17 protein-coding genes are annotated in these 16,963 nt (G+C 67.4%); 4 read left to right on the forward strand and 13 right to left on the reverse strand.

Annotated features, from left to right (window positions below):
- Window positions 1-10 precede the first annotated feature (10 nt).
- Window positions 11-571, forward strand: coding sequence for a TetR/AcrR family transcriptional regulator (locus HPC46_RS22570; RefSeq protein WP_179474065.1), 561 nt, complete (start codon window positions 11-13; stop codon window positions 569-571).
- A 6-nt stretch (window positions 572-577) separates the two neighbouring features.
- Here the strand turns inward: HPC46_RS22570 and egtE are convergent, their stop codons facing one another.
- The 9 genes from egtE to HPC46_RS22615 all read right to left on the reverse strand — a co-directional run bounded on the left by egtE (window position 578) and on the right by HPC46_RS22615 (window position 9,226).
- Entirely contained in the window at window positions 578-1,693 is a 1,116-nt protein-coding gene (gene egtE, locus HPC46_RS22575; protein ID WP_179474067.1) for an ergothioneine biosynthesis PLP-dependent enzyme EgtE, read from the reverse strand.
- A complete protein-coding gene (gene egtD, locus HPC46_RS22580; protein WP_179474069.1) occupies window positions 1,690-2,655 on the reverse strand; it encodes an L-histidine N(alpha)-methyltransferase in 966 nt (321 codons plus the stop codon). Before egtD ends, egtE begins: the two co-directional genes overlap by 4 nt.
- Complete coding sequence (gene egtC / locus HPC46_RS22585; RefSeq protein ID WP_179474072.1) at window positions 2,652-3,377, reverse strand: ergothioneine biosynthesis protein EgtC; 726 nt, start codon at window positions 3,375-3,377, stop codon at window positions 2,652-2,654. Before egtC ends, egtD begins: the two co-directional genes overlap by 4 nt.
- The gene (egtB, locus tag HPC46_RS22590) at window positions 3,377-4,663 is read right to left on the reverse strand and encodes an ergothioneine biosynthesis protein EgtB (RefSeq protein WP_179474074.1); all 1,287 of its coding nucleotides are present in this window, start codon (window positions 4,661-4,663) and stop codon (window positions 3,377-3,379) included. The genes egtC and egtB overlap by 1 nt, the downstream gene beginning before the upstream one ends.
- Window positions 4,660-5,949 (reverse strand): ergothioneine biosynthesis glutamate--cysteine ligase EgtA, encoded by a 1,290-nt coding sequence (gene egtA / locus HPC46_RS22595; RefSeq protein ID WP_179474076.1) that lies wholly within the window; start codon window positions 5,947-5,949, stop codon window positions 4,660-4,662. The genes egtB and egtA overlap by 4 nt, the downstream gene beginning before the upstream one ends.
- Window positions 5,950-6,039: 90 nt before the next feature.
- Window positions 6,040-6,711: a sensor domain-containing protein gene (locus HPC46_RS22600; RefSeq protein ID WP_179474078.1), complete on the reverse strand. Its 672-nt coding sequence runs from the start codon at window positions 6,709-6,711 to the stop codon at window positions 6,040-6,042.
- Window positions 6,712-6,715: 4 nt separating this feature from the next.
- Window positions 6,716-7,144, reverse strand: a complete 429-nt coding sequence (locus HPC46_RS22605; protein WP_179474080.1) for an organic hydroperoxide resistance protein — start codon at window positions 7,142-7,144, stop codon at window positions 6,716-6,718.
- Between the two features lie 82 nt (window positions 7,145-7,226).
- Window positions 7,227-8,675 carry a catalase gene (locus HPC46_RS22610; RefSeq protein ID WP_179474082.1) on the reverse strand — a complete coding sequence of 483 codons (1,449 nt, stop codon included), beginning with the start codon at window positions 8,673-8,675 and terminating at the stop codon, window positions 7,227-7,229.
- A 125-nt stretch (window positions 8,676-8,800) separates the two neighbouring features.
- Window positions 8,801-9,226, reverse strand: a complete 426-nt coding sequence (locus HPC46_RS22615) for a hypothetical protein (RefSeq protein ID WP_179474083.1) — start codon at window positions 9,224-9,226, stop codon at window positions 8,801-8,803.
- A gap of 176 nt (window positions 9,227-9,402) precedes the next feature.
- On the opposite strand from HPC46_RS22615, the gene HPC46_RS22620 reads away from it, so the two are divergent.
- A complete protein-coding gene (locus HPC46_RS22620; protein ID WP_179474085.1) occupies window positions 9,403-9,624 on the forward strand; it encodes a hypothetical protein in 222 nt (73 codons plus the stop codon).
- On the opposite strand, the gene HPC46_RS22625 is transcribed toward HPC46_RS22620, so the two are convergent.
- The 3 genes from HPC46_RS22625 to HPC46_RS22635 form a co-directional block, all read right to left on the reverse strand.
- On the reverse strand, window positions 9,608-10,690 hold the full coding sequence (locus HPC46_RS22625; protein WP_179474088.1) for a DUF4185 domain-containing protein: 1,083 nt from the start codon (window positions 10,688-10,690) through the stop codon (window positions 9,608-9,610). The two genes, HPC46_RS22620 and HPC46_RS22625, sit on opposite strands and share 17 nt — an antisense overlap.
- 82 nt (window positions 10,691-10,772) lie before the next feature.
- Window positions 10,773-11,807 (reverse strand): aspartate-semialdehyde dehydrogenase, encoded by a 1,035-nt coding sequence (locus tag HPC46_RS22630; RefSeq protein WP_179474090.1) that lies wholly within the window; start codon window positions 11,805-11,807, stop codon window positions 10,773-10,775.
- Between the two features lie 2 nt (window positions 11,808-11,809).
- On the reverse strand, window positions 11,810-13,075 hold the full coding sequence (locus tag HPC46_RS22635) for an aspartate kinase (protein ID WP_179474092.1): 1,266 nt from the start codon (window positions 13,073-13,075) through the stop codon (window positions 11,810-11,812).
- Between the two features lie 89 nt (window positions 13,076-13,164).
- Between HPC46_RS22635 and HPC46_RS22640 the strand changes: the two genes are divergently transcribed.
- Window positions 13,165-13,764, forward strand: coding sequence for a nitroreductase family protein (locus HPC46_RS22640; RefSeq protein ID WP_179474094.1), 600 nt, complete (start codon window positions 13,165-13,167; stop codon window positions 13,762-13,764).
- Window positions 13,765-14,121: 357 nt separating this feature from the next.
- Window positions 14,122-16,431 carry a hypothetical protein gene (locus HPC46_RS22645; RefSeq protein ID WP_179474096.1) on the forward strand — a complete coding sequence of 770 codons (2,310 nt, stop codon included), beginning with the start codon at window positions 14,122-14,124 and terminating at the stop codon, window positions 16,429-16,431.
- 21 nt (window positions 16,432-16,452) lie between these two features.
- Here HPC46_RS22645 and HPC46_RS22650 read toward each other — a convergent pair whose 3' ends face one another.
- Window positions 16,453-16,896, reverse strand: coding sequence for a hypothetical protein (locus HPC46_RS22650; protein ID WP_179474098.1), 444 nt, complete (start codon window positions 16,894-16,896; stop codon window positions 16,453-16,455).
- Window positions 16,897-16,963: the final 67 nt, after the last annotated feature.

The following is a 16,963-nucleotide window of genomic DNA, read 5'->3' on the forward strand; positions in this document are numbered from 1 at the left end:
CGTCAGATCCGTGCCACCACAACAGGCAGTCAGCCGCAAGGCCGCGGCCGCGGCCACCCGGACCAAGCTGATCGAGTCGGGGCTTCGCCTTGCCGAGCGCACCGGGCTGACCGGACTGAGCGTGAACCTTCTGGTCGACGAAGCCGGGGTGTCGAAGGGCAGTTTCTTTCACCACTTCGGCGACCGGGCGAGCTACCTTCTTGCCCTGCACCGCGAGTTCCACGACCGGATCGCCGAACAGATCGACCAGGCGATGGGTGATCTTCGGCCGGGGCGCGAACGATTGACGACCGGGGCGCGCGTCTATCTCGACACGTGTCTGCAGCAGCGCGGAATCCGCGCGCTGCTGCTCGAGGCACGCGCCGAACCCGCTGTAGCGCAGGAGATCGGCCGACGCAACGCCGACTTTGCCGGGAAGTGCGCAGCGGACTTCGGCGCTTTGGGGCGTCGTCATCCGCTGGAGAATGCGCAACTGTGGGTCGCCATGACCGCCGAGGCCGCATTGATCGAGCTGGCCGACGGCGCTGCCGCACCGCAGATCCGTGCCGCTCTTGAGGAGTTTCTGGCCTGAGCCGCGTCAGGTCAGGGCGCGCAGCGCGGTGGCGAGCGCCTCGATATCGTCGGTGTAGGCGTCGATGTGCGGCGAAATCCGCAACACCGGTGCCGTCATCTCAAGGGGCGCCCGCTCGATGCCGGCCGCGGTGGTCACGATGCCGTGCTCGGCGATCAGCCGAGCCCGCACCTGTACGGGGTCGGCGCCGTCGGTCGGCGCCAACGTGGTGATCGCGGTGGGCTCATCGACCGGCTCCACCACGCGCCAGCCGGGAGCGTCGGCCAGCAGCGTGCGTGTGAGCCGCCCGAGCTCCGCCAGGCGCTGACGCACCGCCTCCGGCCCCGCGGCCAAATGCTGCCCCACGGCCACCGAAAATCCCAGTCGGGCAGCAATATTAGCTTCTCCGAACTCCAGGCACTGCAGTGCAGACAGTGGGCCCGCCCAGTCCGGAGATTGCAAGAGGTCTGCCAGAGCCGGGCGCACGGCCAACACACCGACCCCGCGCGGGCCGGCCAGCCACTTGCGCGAAGACGAGTAGACCGCGTCGGCGTCGGCCACGCAGTCGATGTGGGCCAAGGCCTGGGCGGCGTCGACGACGAGCGGCACACCGAGCTCGCGGCAGACCGCCGCGACCGCTGAGATAGGTTGCACGACACCGCGATGGCTGGCGAGCGCAGTCAGGTGGACCATCGCCGGCGGATCGTCACCCAACGCCATGCGCGCGGCATCAGGGTCGACCCGGCCGAGGCCGTCGACCGGCAACGCGCGCCGGGTGAACCCGCCGGATTCGAACGCGGCCAGGTTCGGGCCGTACTCGCCGGGCAGGCAGGCGACCGTGCGCTCCATCGGCCACACGCCGAGTAGCAGCTGCAGGGCGTTCCCCGAACCGGTGGTGAAAACCACGTCGTCCGGCGACATTCCGGTCAGTGCCGCGACTCCGGCTCGCCCGGCGTCCAGCGCAGGTGCGGCCGATTGCGCGGCGACGTAGCCGCCGACCTCGGACTCGTGACGAGCGTGGGCAGCGGCCGCCTCGATGGCTGCCAGGCTCTGGCGCGAGCACGCGGCGCTGTCCAGATGCACACCCGCCGGGGGCAGCCTGGCGTCGCGCCAGTCTCGCGCCAGAGTCTCGGGTGCGCTCACTTCACCGCCAGCGACAAACCGAAGTCGCCTGCCGGATCGGTCCACCAATGGGTGCGTCGCAGCCCCGCCTCGGCCAGTTCCTGTGTGACGACTTCCGGACGGAACTTGCAGGACACCTCGGTGAGCATCTCTTCACCAGCCGCGAAGTCGACCTCCAGCCCGAGCGCGCCGACCCCGACGCGCTGCGGAGTCGTTGCCCGCAGCCACATTTCGATACGTTCTTCCTCTGCGTTCCAGCGCGCTACGTGTTCGAACGCGTCGAGGTCGAAGTTCGCGTCCAGTTCGCGGTTGACGACCGCCAGCACGTTGAGGTTGAACCGCGCGGTGACACCCGCGCTGTCGTCGTAGGCACGAACCAGCCTGCCTGCGTCCTTGACCAGGTCGGTGCCGAGTAGCAGGCTGTCCCCGGGATCGAGCACCTCGGCCAGCGTGGCCAGGAACTGCTTGCGCGGGCCTGGTGTCAGGTTGCCGATCGTCGAACCGAGGAAGACGAACAGCCGCCGCCCACCCACCGGGATCTTCGCCAGGTGTTCCTCGAAATCACCGCACACGGCGTCGATCTCGAGACCGGGATAGTCGCTTCCCAATGCCGCCCCCGCCGACTCCAGCACGCCCGAATCGACGTCGAACGGCACGAATCGCCGCAGAGATCCGTTGTCGCGCAGAGCGGTCAGCAGCTGCCTGGTCTTCTCCGACGTGCCGCTGCCGAGCTCGACCAGCGTGTCGGCACCACTGGCTTCGGCGATCGCCGGCGACTGGGTGCGCAGTATCGCCGCCTCGGCGCGGGTCGGGTAATACTCGGGCAGTCGAGTGATCTGGTCGAACAGATCGCTACCGATGGCATCGTAGAACCACTTGGGCGGCAATGACTTCGGCATTTGAGTCAATCCGTTGCGCACATCGTTGCGCAACGCCTGGGTGGCAGCGTCGGCGGCCAGATAGTTCGACAGTGTGAACGTCACGAAGGTCCTTTCAGCGGCGTGATCGACACCTCGTCCCCGCTCACCTCGACGAGGTGGCGGTCGGGAATGTCCTGCCAGTCGGGATGGTCGTCGTACGGTTCGCTGGCCAGCACCACACCGTCGGCCCGGCGGAGCACAGACAGGGTGTCGCCCCACGTGGTGGCCAGCAACCGAGACCCATTGGCCGCCAGGATGTTCAGACGTGCGCCCGGATCAGCAGTACCGACCTCGACGATCGTGTCGCCGAGGTTCTCCAGACCGCGCTCGAAGATCAGCGCAGCCAGGACCGCGCTGTCGACGGTCGACTCGGCAACCCGGCTGACCGGCAATACCCCGCGGTCGACGATCCCGTTGTGCGACAGCAGCCAGCCGCCGTCTCTGAACGGCGCCGACGCGCTGGCCTCGATGGGCATGCCTGCCGTCGCTGAGCGCACGGCGGCCACCACGCATCGACTGCGCAGCGCCGGCGCCACCGAGGCGAAGGACACGTCCCCCCACAGCGGCGACGCGCTGCGCCACCGCCGCACCTCTGGCCCCATCCCCGGGTCGCTTCGCTCCTGCCCGCCGGCGTCGAAGAACCCCACGCCCCACCCGTCTGCGTTGATCAGACCGTGCTTCTGCCTGCGCGGTGCATAGGACTGCACCCGCAGGCCGCACGGCGGATCGAGGACCAGCGAGGCGACCGATACCGGCTCGCCCAGCCAGCCGAGATGGCGGCACATCAGACGTCCCAAGCCAGGCGCACGCCGGAGAAGATCTGCCGGCGGATCGGGTGATCCCAGTTGCGGAAACTCGGGCGCAGCGTCTCCGCGGCCACCGCCCATGAGCCGCCGCGCAGCACGCGAAAGTCCCCGTCGAAGAACGGCTCTGAGTACCGCTGATAGATCATCGGCGTGAAACCGGGCCACGGCCGCAGCGGCGAGGTGGTCCATTCCCACACGTCACCGAGCATCTGTTCGGCGCCATAGGCCGAGGCTCCCGCGGGGTACGCGCCGACGGGTGCGGGCCGCAATGCCTCCCCACCGAGATTGGCCAGTTGCCGGCTCGGCTCGTCGGTACCCCAGGGATAGCGCCGCCGCGCACCGGCGCCGGGATCCCAGGCGGCGGCCTTCTCCCACTCGACCTCGGTGGGCAACCGCGCGCCCGCCCACGCGGCGTAGGCCTCGGCTTCGAAGAACGTGACGTGCTGAACGGGTTCGTCGCCGGGGATCTCCTCGAGGTGGCCGAACCTTGTTCGGCTGCCGTCGCGATTCCAGAATTCCGGGGCGCTCAGATCCGCCGCGATCCGATGCTCCCAGCCGCGGGGTGACCACCAGCGCTGCTGCGCGTAGCCGCCGTCATCGACGAAGTGCTGCCATTCGGCGTTGGTCACCGGCACCCGCCCGATCCGGAAGGCGGGCACGTCGACCACATGGGCGGGGCGCTCGTTGTCCAGCGACAGCGGTTCGGTTGCGGCGTCGACACCGAGGACGAACGGACCGCCGGGCACCAGCACCGAGGTGCCGGCCACACCGGGCCGCCCGCCCGGCAGTGCGGTCCGCTGGGCCAGGATCGGGGACCCGATGCGCAGATTGAGCGCCTGCAGCATGGTCTCGTCGTGCTGGTTCTCGTGACTGATCACCAGGCCGAAGCGGAACGCGATCTCGGCGTCGTCCTCGCGGTCCGGCAAGGTGTCCAGCACGTCGAGGGCGGCGGCGCGCACACTGCGGCAGTACGCACGTGACTGCTCGGGTGAGAGCAAGGGCAGGTCGACACGGCTGGCCCGGCTGTGCACGAACGCGTCGTAGAGGCCTTCGATGTCGGCCGGCAACATGCCCGGCCGGTGCGGGTCACCGCCGCGCAACAGCCACAGCTCCTCCTGCTGCCCGATGTGGGCGAGATCCCAGACCAGCGGGCTCATCAGCGGGTTGTACTGGCGATGCAGCTCGGCGTCGTCGAAGTCGGTGAGCGCCCACGTTCGCTGGCGCGCCCGCTCGAGGTCGCGGGCCAGTGTCTCGCGCCCGATCACGCTGTCGCCCTTGCCATCTGCAGCACGGCACCCTCGATACCACTGCGAATGGCTTGGTCGGCGAAATCGTCGGCTGGGCAGCGGCCACTCTCCACGCTCTGCACCAACCGCTGCATCGAGTCGAATAATTCCGCCGGCGCGCGGTCTGCCGCCACCGCCACGCAGCGGTTGGCGGCCTCGTAGAGCCGGTTGTCGGCCAAGCCGATGCGGGCGGCCAGATCCCAGGCCGTGGCGACGGGCTCGACGGCTTCGGCTGCCAGCTCGGCGGCGACTGGATCGTCGAGCAGCGTCACCATCACGAACACCACTGCCGGCAACAGCTCGTCGGGCACGCTGTCGAGGTAGCGGATCTCCAGCCAGCGCCGTGGGCGCACGGGCGGGAACAACGTGGTCAGGTGGTAGTCGAGGTCGGCGGTCGTCGGCCGGCGATTGCCCAGCAGCACCAACCCGTCGGCCCAGTCGGCGAACGGCACGTGCTCGGTCACCGCCACCGCGTCCGGGGTGTGCACCAACATCACCGGCGCCTTGAGCGCGTAGCGGGCCCAGTCGGTACACGGGTCGTCACCGCTGGCGCCGAGGATCGGTCCGCAGCGCGCCGAGTCCAGCTGGCTCCATACCCGCTGACGGCTGGAAACCCAGCCGGTGAACCGCCCGGCGAGCAGCGGTGAGTTGGCGGCGATCGCGATCATCGTCGGGCCGAGGGCATGAGCCAGCCGCACCCGCTCGGCCCAGCCGTCTCGGGGACCGGCATCCAGATTGACCTGGATCGAGGCGGTCGACGTCATCATCGCCGCGCCCGCCCGCCCGGTGCGCGACGCGGTGAAGAACCGTTCCATGGCCTGGTAGCGGGCTCCGGGGTTGACCCGGTGCGGACGGCGCAGCGGATCGGCGCCCAGCAGGGCCAGGCCGAGGCCGGCCTCGGCGAAGGCGGAACGCAGGGCCTCGCGATCGGCGGCCAGTGCGGCGATCGCGGCCAGCGGGCCATCGCCCGGCGGGCCGGACAATTCGACCGCACCGCCGGGTTCAACGGTGACGGCACTGCCGCCGGGCAGCGGACCCACCGTCGCGATCACGTCGTTGAGCTCCGACCAGCCCGGCCGGCGCCGCGGATCGTGCAGATCGAAGCAGTGCGCCTCGAGTTCCAGACCGACCCGGCCGATCGGGCCGTGCTCCAGAGAAGCCCCGGCGATGTGCAGTGCGGCCGACGATGAGCTGGTCAGAACGCGCTGCGCGGCCCCCGGGCCGCTGAGTGCTCGACCCGGCGCAGATGTGACGACGAACGTCATGGCTTCCATCTTCCAGACCGCACCGACAAATTTCCTCGATCCCCGGCTGACACGTCGATGACGTGTACCCAAACCGGCCCTTCGTTACGGCTATTGGCCCAATGTGTTCTGCATGGCGCCGGCGAGCACATTCACCGCGGGCCCGCCGTTGCCGGACTGGCAGACCTTTGCCTGCAACAGCACGTTCTCGCGCAGCCGGGTTTGCGTGAAGCAGCGCCGGTCGGTGACCGGAGCCGCCGGGCCGGCGACATCAGGTAGAGCCTCCTGTTTGACCCAGACCGCGTCGTTCGCTGTCGGCGAAGCGCCACCGAACGACCAGACCTGCGTGGTCCCGTCATCGAGGTGCATGGCGGTGGTCTGTCCGGCGCATCCGACGGTGCGGTCAGTGACGCGATGGAACGCGCGGGTGGCCGCGTCGGTGGTGGCGAATACCCCGATGGCCTGCTTGACCAGATGGTTCTGGTCGGTCGCCGACGTCTGGGTCACAGCGCTGTTGAACGACGCGAGGTCGGGATCCAAGAAGACCTCCGGAAGCCCGATGTCGGCCCAGTTGTTGCAGACCGGGAGGTCGACCCAGAACGTCTGTGCCGGGTCGGTATTCACCGCTTCCCAGGTCATCGGAGCGCCGACGATATTGCCGATCGACCCCTTTCCCAGCACGGCGTAGGACACCACACCGGGATCGGACGGACGAGCCTGCGCCGGCGCGGCCAGGCAAACACCAGCGACCAGCGCGGCCACCGCCGCGACAGTGGTTCGCATCGGGTCAGACCTTGGCGGTCAGAGTGACGTCGATATTGCCGCGGGTGGCCTTCGAGTACGGGCACACCTGATGCGCCTTGCCCATCAGCTCCTCGGCCTGCCCCTGCTCCAGTCCGGGGAGATATCCGATGAGACGCGCGTTGATGCCGTACCCGCCGTCGGCGTCCTTGCCGAACCCGACCTGCGCGGTGACGGCCGATGCACCGTCGAGCGCGATCTTCTCCGTGCGAGCGACCACCTGGATCGCGCCCAGAAAGCACGCCGCATAGCCTGCCGAGAACAGCTGCTCGGGGTTGGTGCCCTCGCCGCTGCCACCGGCGGCCTTGGGCGGGCGGGTGTCCAGATCTATCCGGTCGTCCGAAGACTTCACATGTCCGTCGCGTCCCCCGCCGCTGGCCGTCGATTCCGCGGTGTAGATGACCTCGATGCTCATGGAACCGATCATGCCAGGCCGCGAGTTCGACATGAAGGTCGTGAAAATTCAGCCATCACAACCCTCATGTCGATTTCGGCCGCTACTCGGTCTTGCCGCGGACACCCTCCTCGACCTTCTTACCGAGGTCGGGGTCGACGTTGCGCCAGTACTCGAACACCCGAGACAGCACCGGCTCCTTCACACCCTGAGAGACGTGTCCGATAATGTTGTGTGCCAAACGATCTCGGGCATCGTCGTCGAGCACCTCGCGGACCATCGTCCCCGCCTGGCCCCAATCGTCGTCATCGGCCCGCAGCGCGTACGCCGAGCGGACCATGTCGCCGTCGGAAACCCAGTGCGCCTCCGCCGCCCGCGCGGGATCGGCTTCCGGGCCGCCCATCGAATTCGGCGCATACACCGGGTCGGTGACGTTGTGGATGCGCATCGCACCATCTTTGGAGTAACTGCGCACCTCGACTTTGGGTGTGTTGACCGGGATCTGCTTGTAGTTGACCCCGAGCCGGTGCCGGTGGGCGTCGCTATAGGAGAAGCCGCGCGCCAGCAGCATCTTGTCCGGGCTCAGACCAGTGCCGGGAACCAGGTTGTTCGGTTCGAAGGCGGCTTGTTCGATCTCGGCGTGATAGTCGGTGACGTTGCGGTTCAACGTCATTCGGCCGACTTCATGCAGCGGGTAGTCGCTGTGCGGCCACACCTTGGTCAGGTCGAACGGATTGAACCGGTAGGTCTTGGCGTCTTCGAACGGCATGATCTGCACGTGCAGCGTCCAACTCGGGAAGTTGCCGCCCTCGATTGCCTCGTACAGGTCACGCTGGTGATAGTCGCCGTCGCTGCCGGCCAGCTGATCGCCTTCCTCTTGAGTGAGGAACTCGATGCCCTGGTCCGTTTTGAAGTGATACTTCACCCAGAACAGCTCGCCTGCGGCGTTGATCCAGCTGTAGGTGTGACTGGAGTAGCCGTTCATGTTGCGCCAGGTCTTGGGGATGCCACGGTCTCCCATCAACCAGGTGACCTGATGCGCAGATTCCGGCGACAGCGTCCAGAAGTCCCACTGCATGTGGTGATCGCGGAGGTTGGATGCCTGCAGGCGTTTCTGGGAGCGGATGAAGTTCTGGAATTTCATCGGGTCTCGCACGAAGAACACCGGGGTGTTGTTGCCGACGAGGTCGAAATTGCCTTCGGAGGTGTAGAACTTCAGCGCGAACCCCCGCGGGTCTCGCCAGGTGTCTGGGCTGCCGCGCTCACCGGCGACGGTGGAAAACCGGGCGACCATTTCGGTTTTGGCGCCGGGCTGGAGAAAAGCTGCTCGGGTGAATTGGCTGACATCTTGCGTCACCTCGAACGAACCGAACGCGCCGCCACCCTTGGCATGAGGCTGACGTTCCGGGATGCGCTCCCGGTTGAAGTTCGCCATCTGTTCGATCAGGAAATGGTCCTGAAGCAGGATCGGACCGTCCGGCCCCACGGTCAGCGAGTGTTCGAAACTCGGGACCGGTGCACCGGCATCGGTCGTCGCGTACTTGTCTGTCATCTTTCGTGCCCCTCTCTGCGGCTGTGGGCGTTCGAAGAGCGTGTACCCGCCAAGTGCGGTCCCATCACAGCCGAAAGCCCCGCGCCCTTCGGGGGGTGAGGGCGCGGGGCGGCTCGGAGCGACCGCTAAGGCCGCGGTGTTGGGCTGGCGGTAGCGCCAGGGCCGGCGTTACCCGGGCCGCCCGGTGCGAATCCGGGACCGGCATTGGGACCACCGGGCCCGCCAGGACCCATTGGACCCATTGGACCCCACGGTCCCATCCCTGGCCCCATTCCAGGTCCGCCCCGGTGGTGAAATTGCTGTGAGTTTCCGTCACCGCCGTAGCGGTGGTGCCAGCCACCGTCCCCACTGTGGCGTCCAAGGGCGAACCCGGTGAAGAACACGGCCCCGACGATGAACACCGTCCCGGCGACAATTGCGACCCAGGCTGCAGCTTGGTAGAGCCGGTTGGGTCGTTGGGCAACGGGAACAGGAGCGACATACGGCGGTGGCGGCAACGTCGCGACGGGGCTGGTTGCGGGCTCGTCGGCCTGCTCGGGTGTTTCGGTCATGAATCGATGATGCGAGCCCGCGGCCCAGTGCGGGCTAGGTCGCACCTATGAGTTGACTATGAAAGACGGCTCCCGCCTGCGCCGACGGGCAGGTCGCCCGTTTGGCTAGTCCCACTAGACACCGTCAGCGAACTTTGCGACGATGTCTCAGGGGTTGCTTGTAAGGAGCGTGAACGGTGCTGGTCTACCTCTATGCCACCGGCATGCCGTTGTTCATGTTCCTGGCCTGGGTGTTCTCCGAGGCATTTCACGCAGGTGAGGCAGTCCGCGACCGGATCCGCATTGCACTGATCGTGGCGTCGGGATTGTTGTGGCCGGTGTTACTCGTGGGAGTTGCTCAAATTCAAGCAGTGCGGATACGAGCGAATCTTTTGGAGTCTCCTACGCCCACGGCTTGAACGGGTTCACCGCGAACTGCAGCACGCGATAGGGGGCTCGGTCGCGCGGTGCGGTGTTCCACTGACTGATGAACACCCGCACCTCGTCAAGCGTCGAACCCGGCGAGATGTAGCCGCCATACGGCTGCGCCAGCCGGTTGTCATCGGGTGGCGGCAGGCTTTCCACCGGATCTGGCCACGCGCCGGCCTGTACCACCGTCGTCACCGGGGCAGTGCCCAAACCGGTCGGGTCGTAGGCCACCCGGATCTCCATGTTCCCGGTGCTGGCATTGAAATAGGACAGCACCGGCTTGCCGTCGACTTCACGCATGCTCATCTCGCCGATCTTGTCTGGCCACAACGGCGTCGGCGTCTTGTTCCACCCACCACCGGGACCGTCCGCCCAGCCCTGCCATCGCGAACGATCCGTGAACGTCTGCGGCGTGGCACGGTACAACACCGCCGGGCCGGACCGGTCAAAGTTGTTGGCCACGATGTACACCCAGCCGGACTGCGAGTCCGGTGTAGGGATGGGATCGTAGTAGCCGCTGATCTGGGTCTGGCGTCCGCCCGCGTAGGCCGCGGGGCGCTGCGAACCGGCGACGGTCGGCCAACCACCCTGTCCGGCTTGGGCTTTCACCAACCGAGAGGTCTGCGGCACCAGGTCCTTGGTGGTGGTCACCAGCAAATAGTTCTGCCGATTGATCGACACCACCCCGGCCGGCAGCTGCGAGGAGCCCGCCGGTGCGGGGTCGGCCAGCAGCGGCTTGTCCACGCCGGTGACTCCGGTGTAGCGCACACCCTCTGGATCGTCGACCGAGTCGCCGGAGACCCGTAGCGCGACCGGGGAGAACCAGCCGCCGAAACCGACCCCCTGACCGGCAAAGCTGTCACCACAGATCTGCAGCAATTCGGTTGGGAATTCCATGAACTCGCACAGATCGGTGGCGCCGACGCCGTAGTCACGAGTCGGTGTGCCGGTGCCGGCGATCGGGCCGATCCGCACCACCTGACCGGGGGCCAGCGGCGCCAGGATCGGATCGGGTGCCGGGTTGGGCGGGTCAGCGACTGCGGTCGGGCTCACCATCAACGCCGAGATCGACGAAATGGCGCATACTACTCGCACTTTCGCGCCCAAATGTCGGTTTCGGCGCAAGGGGGATCAGCCCTCAGAGCTCAGCAGCCAGCAGCTCGGCGATCTGAATGGTGTTGAGTGCGGCGCCTTTTCGCAGGTTGTCACCCGAGAGGAACAGTGCGAGCCCGCGACCGCCCGGCACGCCGGGATCCTGACGGATCCGGCCGACCAGCGTCTCGTCCACACCGGCGGCGGCCAGCGGCGTGGGCACATCCACCAGCTTCACACCGGGTGCACCTTCGAGCAGCTCGGCCGCCCGCGCAGGCGAAATCGGCTGGGCGAATTCGGCATTGATCGACAGCGAGTGCCCAGTGAATACCGGTACCCGCACGCAGGTCCCGGACACCGCGAGATCGGGGATGCCGAGGATCTTGCGAGACTCGTTGCGCAGCTTCTGATCCTCGTCGGTCTCCCCCGAGCCGTCGTCGACCAGCGAGCCCGCCAGCGGAACCACGTTGAAGGCAATGGGCGCAACGTATTTCACCGGGGCCGGGAAATCCAGCGCCGACCCGTCGTGCACCAGTTCCACGACACCGGAGATCACCGCACGGGCCTGGGTGGCCAGCTCGTCGACGCCGGCCAGCCCGCTGCCCGACACCGCCTGATAGGTCGACGCGATCATCCGCACGAGCTGTGCCTCGTCGTGCAGCACCTTGAGCACCGGCATCGCGGCCATCGTGGTGCAGTTCGGGTTGGCGATAATGCCTTTCGGACGATTGCGCCCGTCACGCTCGAAGTTGACCTCCGAGACCACCAGCGGAACCTCGGGATCCTTGCGCCAGGCCGACGAGTTGTCGATGACGACCACACCGGCGGCAGCGAACCGCGGTGCCTGCACCCGCGACATCGTCGCGCCCGCCGAGAACAACGCGATGTCCAGGCCCGAGGGGTCGGCCGTCTCGGAATCCTCGACCTCGATCTCCTGACCGCGGAACGGCAGCTTCTTGCCGGCCGAACGGGCCGAGGCGAAGAACCGCACGCTGGTCACCGGGAAGTCGCGCTCCTCCAGCAGGGTGCGCATCACCTGGCCGACCTGGCCGGTCGCGCCGACCACTCCGATATTGACCATGCCTACCGCCCCGTCCCGGCGTACACGACGGCCTCTTCCTCACCGCCGAGGCCGAACGCCTCGTGTAGCGCGGCGACCGCCTTGTCCAACTCAGTGTCCTTGACCAGCACGGAGATACGGATCTCGGAGGTGGAGATCAGCTCGATGTTCACCCCGACTCGGGCCAGCGTCTCGCAGAAGGTCGCGGTCACACCAGGGTGGCTGCGCATGCCGGCACCGACCAGCGACACCTTGCCGATGTGGTCGTCGTAGAGCACCTTGGTGAACCCGATCTCGTTCTGCAGCGCAGAGAGCTTCTCGACCGCGGTCGGGCCGAGGTCGCGGGGACAGGTGAAGGTGATGTCGGTCTTGCCGTCCTCGACCTTGGAGATGTTCTGCAACACCATGTCGATGTTGACGTCGGCGTCGGCGACGGCGCGGAACACCATTGCCGCGTAACCGGGTACGTCGGGCAGGCCGACGACGGTGACCTTGGCCTCGCTGCGGTCGTGAGCAACTCCGGTCAGGATGGCGTCTTCCATGGGGATGTCCTCGATAGATCCTGTGACGATCGTGCCGGGCTTGTCGGTGTACGACGACCGGACGTGAATCGGAACGTTGTAGCGGCGGGCGTATTCCACACAGCGAAGCATGAGCACCTTGGCCCCGCAGGCCGCCATCTCGAGCATCTCCTCGAAGCTGACGGTGTCCAGGCGGTGCGCATTGGGCACGATGCGCGGATCGGCGGTGAAGATCCCGTCGACGTCGGTGTAGATCTCGCACACGTCGGCGTGCAGCGCGGCGGCCAGCGCCACGGCAGTGGTGTCCGAGCCGCCACGGCCCAGGGTGGTGACGTCCTTGGTGTCCTGGCTGACCCCCTGGAAGCCGGCCACCAGGACGATCTGGCCCTCGTCGAGCGCCGAGCGCAACCGGGTCGGAGTGACATCGATGATCTTGGCGTTGCCGTGGGTGCCGGTGGTGACGACGCCGGCCTGCGAACCGGTGAAGCTGCGCGCCTCGGCGCCGAGTGACTCGATGGCCATCGCGACGAGCGCGTTGGAGATGCGCTCACCGGCGGTCAGCAGCATGTCGAGCTCGCGCGGCGGCGGCGCGGGGCAGACCTGTTTGGCCAGGTCGAGCAGTTCGTCGGTGGTGTCACCCATGGCGGAGACGACAACGACGACGTCGTTGCCCGCCTTCTTGGTTTCGACGATGCGCTCGGCGACGCGCCGGATCCGGTCGGCGTCAGATACCGAGGATCCGCCGTACTTCTGCACGACGAGCGCCACTGTCTTCCCTTTCGATCGGATGTCGGCTCTAAGGATAAGGGGTCGAAGCACCTGCTTTTCCCGCCCCGATCGGCGGTAACGTCGCGGCCGTGACCGACCAACCCCGCGACCGTCACGCCCTGACCGCGGTGCCGATTCACCCGCCGATCGCCGACCGGTGGAGTCCGCGCGCGTTCGACCCCGACGCGACGCTCACCTCCGAGGAGCTGATCGCGCTGTTGGAGGCGGCTCGCTGGGCCGCGACCTGGGGGCACCGGCAGCCGGTGCGGTATGTCGTCGGCGCCAGGACAGACGAGACGTTCACCACCATCGCCGGTCTGTTGCGCCGCGGCAACAGCTACGCCCACGCCGCGAGCGCGCTGATCCTGGTCTGTGCTGACCAGGGCGAAGACGATCGCACGGCCCTCTACTCCGCGGTGGATGCGGGTGCGGCGATCGCGAATCTGTCGGTCGAGGCGGTGGCCCGTGGCCTGATCGCACATCCGATGGCCGGCTTCGACGTTGACGGTGCCCGGGCGGCGTTCGAACTGCCGGACGGGGTGCGCGCGCTCGCGGTGGTCGCGGTCGGCACGCTCGGCGACTACGCGCGGGTGGCCCCGGAGATCGCCGAGCGCGACGGCCGGCCACGGGAGCGGCTGCCGCTGGAGGAGATCGTGCTCAACTGGTCAGGATTTGCTGTCGAAAGTTAAGTAGTTCGCCACTGAAGGCTCCGGCGGCTTTGTGCCCCAATCTTTGATCTGTCTGCGAAATTGCCGATGGCTTGGGCAGGCGGGACGGGGGACCGCACGATGAGTGCAGCACGGTTTGTCGGTCGGGTAGGCGCCTTGGCGGTGGCCCTGGGCATCGGCAGCGCCATAGCGGGCGTATCTGGGGTGGCCGTCGCGGCTCCCGAGGCGTCCGGTGGCACCACTCCCGGCCATAGCGCACCAACGACAGCGTCGGCGAAGCCGCGGACATCCGGGACCGCTCATCACCAAGTGGGTGCGACGGGCCATCTCCGGGCAACCGGCCGGCCATCGGCGGGCCGTCCAACGACTGCGGAATCGATGCGTCGTCCCGCAGCGCTTGTGGCGCAGCGTAATCCACCGGTGATGTCGGCGGCACCGCGGTCGATGTCGGCCCCGACTCGGACACCGGTCGGTGCGGCGCAGACCTCACTGGTGGAATCGCTGTTCGGCTGGGTACGCCGCACGTTCGCAAACTCGACCCCCCGGCTGGCTGCCCAGGATGTGTCGGCGCAGTTGCCCCCGGGCGGCTCGACCGAGCCGATCGAGTTCGCCGGCACCGATGCTGACGGCGATGTCCTGACGTACACGGTGGCCAATCAGGGCGTGGGCAGCAGCGGGGGAACGCTGAGCGTGTCGGGCGGGACGTACACGTACACCGCCGATCCGCAGTGGGACGGCACCGCCGACTACGCCGACATCTTCACCGTCACCGCTTCTGATGCCGGCAACGGCTTTCGCATCCACGGCTTTTCCGGCCTGCTCAACCTGCTTACGTTTGGGTTGCTCGGCAGTGCCGGCGCCACCAGTACCAACACGGTGACGGTGAACGTGACCTCGCATGCCGCCGCGATCATCAGCAACACCATCACCATCTCCGGCAGTCCGGCCGTCCTGTACGTGGGCGTACAGACCAGCGCAGACGGCACCGCATACCAAACAACGGGCACCGGCACCGGCACCGTAGGGGATCCCTACCGAACCACCGTCACGGTGATCCACACGGACGGCACCACCACCAGCACCACCAGCCCCGGTCGCCCGGCGGACACGGTGCAGATCGGCCAGGACGGCACCGTTGCACAAACCAGCTACACAGGCAGCGGCACAGCGGCCGATCCGTACCGAACCACCGTCACCGTCATTCACCCCGGCGGCTCCGTTACGACGATCACGAATCCCGGCGGCCCGGCGATTGCTCACGTCGGGCCGGACGGCACCACCGCGCAAATCACCGTTGTGCGCACCGATATCGATGGCTATCCCTACGTCCAGTTCGATACGACCGTGTCCGTCATCCACCCCGACGGCACCACCACCACTGTGACAGCTGCCGGTCAACCGACCCCGACCAAGATTGGCGCTGACGGCACCGTCTACCAAACCAGCTATGTCGGCAACGGCACAGTGGACGCCCCCTTCCAGATCACGGTCACCGCTATTCACCCCGACGGGACATTCACGGCGACGACGACAACCGGCCGCGGTCAACCCGAGGATGCGGTCGCGGCCGGACCGGACGGCACCATCGCCCAAGCCACTGACACCGGCACGGGCGCGGTTGACGACCCCTTCCGGACCATCGTCACCGTCATCCACGCCGACGGCACGACCACGAGCACGACCGTCATTGGTCGCCGGTTTGCCGGGATGTACATCGGCGCTGACGGCACCACGGCTGTCCCGACCGCCAGCAGCGCGGGCGAAATCAATGTCAATGTCGTCCACCCCGGGGGCAACACAACGACCACGACGGTCCCGGGCTTCACCGACGACCTCTACCATGTCGGTCCTGACGGCACGGTGTACCAAACCACCAACCCACACGCCGGTGATGCCGCCCCCTATCCGACAACCGTCGCCATCGTCCATCCCGACGGGACGGCCAGCGCAGCCACCACTCCGGGCCAACGGTACGACCGCGTTCAGACCGGTTTAGACGGCACGGCAGCCCAAACGAGCTACGGCTACACCGATGTCGGCGGTAACGGATATCAACCCGTCACCACGACTCTCGTCATTCGACCGGATGGCACCACTGCCAGCACCACCAGCCCCGGCACTCCGTCCGGAGGGGCGAGGATCGGCCCGGACGGCACCACCGCTCAAACCAGTTACAGCGGCGCGGGCACCCAAGACGACCCGTTCCGAACCAATCTCACCGTTATCCACCCCGATGGCACCATCACCACCGCTGCCAATCCTGGATCGCCGTTGGCGGAGCATCCCTGGGTACAGGTCGGCGCCGACGGGACCGTCGCCCAAACCAGCAGCGCCGGAAGTGGAACCCTCTTCGACCTCTACCAAACGACGACAACCGTGATCCATGCTGGCGGCACAACCACCACGACCACCGCCTCCGGCCAAGCGGCCGGCTCAGCACAGGTAGGACCGGACGGCACCACGTACCAAACCATCAGCACCGGCAGCGGTACGCCAACCAACCCCTACCGGACCGTCGTCACCGTCATAAGACCGGATGGCACCGTCACCAACCTCACCATCAGCGGAACGCCGGTGGGCGCAGCGCAGATCGGCCCCGACGGCACGGCCTACCAAACCAGCAGCACCGGCACCGGAACGCCGACCAATCCCTACCGGACGGTCGTCACGGTCATCTCGCTGATCTAGCCGCAGGCAGTGCTCAATTGCTCAGGAGCACTGCTTGCGCAACTCCCCGAGCTTGGCGACGATCCGGTCGTTGAGTAGCGACATCTCGTAGACCTGGGGCGGCGCGGGGGCGCCCGGGGCGCGCGACTGGGTCTGGGCGCGCAACGTCGGCAACCCGGCGACGAACTGATTGGCCAACTGGGCCACCTCGGTCGTCTGCGCCGCCAGCGCGGGATCGGTCACCTTCTGGGACCGTTCCGCCAGCCCGTCGGCCCACTGCTGATAGGCCGCGTCCTCGGCGACCGTCGGAACGCCTTCGTTGCCCTTGGAGTCGATTTTCGCGGCCTGCGACCGGCTGAAGTCCAGGAAGTCGATCACCGGCTTGCACTTCTCCGGCGGCCCGTCGAACCACGTCGACCACACCCAGACGCCGATGGCAATGACCACCACGGTGATCGTGAGGACCCAGCGTGGTCGTCGGTGCATGGTCAGCCAGCGTAGCCGTGCGGGCCAACGTTTAACGCGTCGGCAACACCACGAGGGGGTCTACGTA

This window comes from Mycolicibacterium vinylchloridicum, assembly GCF_013404075.1.
GTDB lineage: Bacteria > Actinomycetota > Actinomycetes > Mycobacteriales > Mycobacteriaceae > Mycobacterium > Mycobacterium vinylchloridicum.

Coding starts and splice junctions, on each gene's coding strand:
- egtC (WP_179474072.1), bottom strand. CDS start 3,377: ATGTGCCGCCATCTCGGCTGGCTGGGCGAGCCGGTATCGGTCGCCTCG.
- egtA (WP_179474076.1), bottom strand. CDS start 5,949: ATGACGTTCGTCGTCACATCTGCGCCGGGTCGAGCACTCAGCGGCCCG.
- HPC46_RS22600 (WP_179474078.1), bottom strand. CDS start 6,711: ATGCGAACCACTGTCGCGGCGGTGGCCGCGCTGGTCGCTGGTGTTTGC.
- HPC46_RS22605 (WP_179474080.1), bottom strand. CDS start 7,144: ATGAGCATCGAGGTCATCTACACCGCGGAATCGACGGCCAGCGGCGGG.
- HPC46_RS22610 (WP_179474082.1), bottom strand. CDS start 8,675: ATGACAGACAAGTACGCGACGACCGATGCCGGTGCACCGGTCCCGAGT.
- HPC46_RS22615 (WP_179474083.1), bottom strand. CDS start 9,226: ATGACCGAAACACCCGAGCAGGCCGACGAGCCCGCAACCAGCCCCGTC.
- HPC46_RS22625 (WP_179474088.1), bottom strand. CDS start 10,690: ATGGTGAGCCCGACCGCAGTCGCTGACCCGCCCAACCCGGCACCCGAT.
- HPC46_RS22630 (WP_179474090.1), bottom strand. CDS start 11,807: ATGGTCAATATCGGAGTGGTCGGCGCGACCGGCCAGGTCGGCCAGGTG.
- HPC46_RS22645 (WP_179474096.1), top strand. CDS start 14,122: ATGCGTCGTCCCGCAGCGCTTGTGGCGCAGCGTAATCCACCGGTGATG.
- HPC46_RS22650 (WP_179474098.1), bottom strand. CDS start 16,896: ATGCACCGACGACCACGCTGGGTCCTCACGATCACCGTGGTGGTCATT.